This window comes from Paramuribaculum intestinale (assembly GCF_003024925.1).
GTDB classification, from domain to species: domain Bacteria; phylum Bacteroidota; class Bacteroidia; order Bacteroidales; family Muribaculaceae; genus Paramuribaculum; species Paramuribaculum intestinale.
Genome location: NZ_PUED01000327.1, coordinates 1 through 1,598, shown reverse-complemented (window position 1 = coordinate 1,598; position 1,598 = coordinate 1). Strand labels below are relative to the sequence as shown.

Sequence of the window (1,598 nt, the reverse complement as noted above, 5' to 3'; positions counted from 1 at the left end):
GTGTGGGCGCGTGACAACAGCGAGATAACCATCACGGCAAGAAATAACGCCTTTGTCGTCGTCAGCATAGACGGCGCGGCAAAGGTCAACATAACAGCAAGCGACAACGCACGGGTAAGCGTCATCCTTCACGGCGGAGAGTGCCAAACCCAGGCCACGGAGCAAGCGAGAATAAAAACAACCGATAAACGCAAGTAACATGGCATTAGAGCAAAACCTTATACTTAACCTTCCCTTCGACGAAGCGGACGGTTCAACCGTAGCCTATGACTTCGCCGCCAACCGCCACGACGCGGAAATAGTAGGCTGTCCCTTTGTCGTAGGCAAACGGGGCAACTGCCTACGCTTCCCCGGCGAAGGCTACGCCGAAGTTCCGGCTAACGTCATACCCTTAACCGGGAACTTCACTATTTTAGCGTGGGTCAAGGCGAACAAATACGCCGACGGAGTTACAGGAAAGCGAATCGGGCTTTTTTGTAATACCGCGCTATTGGAAGGAAGCCGCGAAATTTGGATAGACGTAAACCCCGATAGTTGGGGCTTCCTTACCATAAAGAAGGCCGGGAACACCGTAACCCTTTACTTAGACACGCAGCGCGTTAGCAGTGTTACGCTACCCGCCGCGCTTACAGGAATAGCCATTATTCAAGATGTCTATGGAACGGAATACGGCTACGCCGATTTGGACGAAGTGAAGGTTTACAATGTAGCCCTATCCGACGACGATATAGCCGGAAGCCTTAACAGCGTTTCGCAACTTGAATACTACCTTAACGGCGTAAACTTCCGCGAAATGGGTATAAGGGTAGAGAGTTCCAACGGCGTAACCGACCTTCCGAAGTTGAAGCAGGCCGCCTCAGTTGATTGGCCCGACTACCACGGCAAAGTAGTAGACCTCGCAAACAAGCGTTACGAGGAACGCGAAATAACGCTTAATTGTTGGTTGAAGGCTTCGGGTAAAATTGACTTCGTGGAGAGGGTAAACCGACTTTTCGAAATTCTACGCGAGGACGGAACGGCGCGGCTTATGATAAGCATCCACCCGACAAAGCCGCTACTTTACGAAGTCTACGCCCCGGACGGCATAGCCTTTAACAAGCGTTGGCGCGACGACAAGATGATAGGCACTTTCAGCCTAAAATTAAAGGAACCCGACCCCGTGAAGCGTGTAGTTCGCCACCAACCTATAAACGACGCAAGCCGCGAAGTAAGCATATCCCTCAAGACCGACAAAGTTGTTAACGTCTATTGGGGCGACGGCACCGTAACCGAAGACGTTTACGGCGACTTCACAGGCGCGAAGGCGTTGAAGCATACCTACGCCGAAAATGGCGTTTACTACGTCGTAATTGCCGGGGTTATTGAGGAAATAACCGACTTTTCTACCAACGGCATCATCGTATGGAACAGATTATAATTACCCATTCCGACGGAAGCGAAACCCCGCTTTTCAGCCGTAAGAACGTCAGCGGAATCAGTAAGGCGACCCAAAAAACCGCCTTACTTTCCGACGACGTTGTTACGGTTACCGTTTCGTCAGCCGTACCCCTTCCCGTCGATATTGGCGACCGTATAAAAGTCTACGGGCGTACCTATAC

General features: G+C 51.4%; 3 protein-coding genes. All 3 read left to right on the top strand.

The features are described from left to right. A partial coding sequence (locus C5O24_RS14410) for a hypothetical protein (RefSeq protein WP_205961133.1) occupies positions 1-198 on the top strand: 198 nt, incomplete at its 5' end. A 1-nt stretch (position 199) separates the two neighbouring features. Further along, the gene (locus C5O24_RS13225; RefSeq protein WP_107681966.1) at positions 200-1,417 is read left to right on the top strand and encodes a LamG-like jellyroll fold domain-containing protein; all 1,218 of its coding nucleotides are present in this window, start codon (positions 200-202) and stop codon (positions 1,415-1,417) included. Continuing rightward, on the top strand, positions 1,402-1,598 hold a 197-nt coding region (locus C5O24_RS13220; RefSeq protein ID WP_133165604.1), incomplete at its 3' end, for a hypothetical protein. The genes C5O24_RS13225 and C5O24_RS13220, both read left to right, overlap by 16 nt.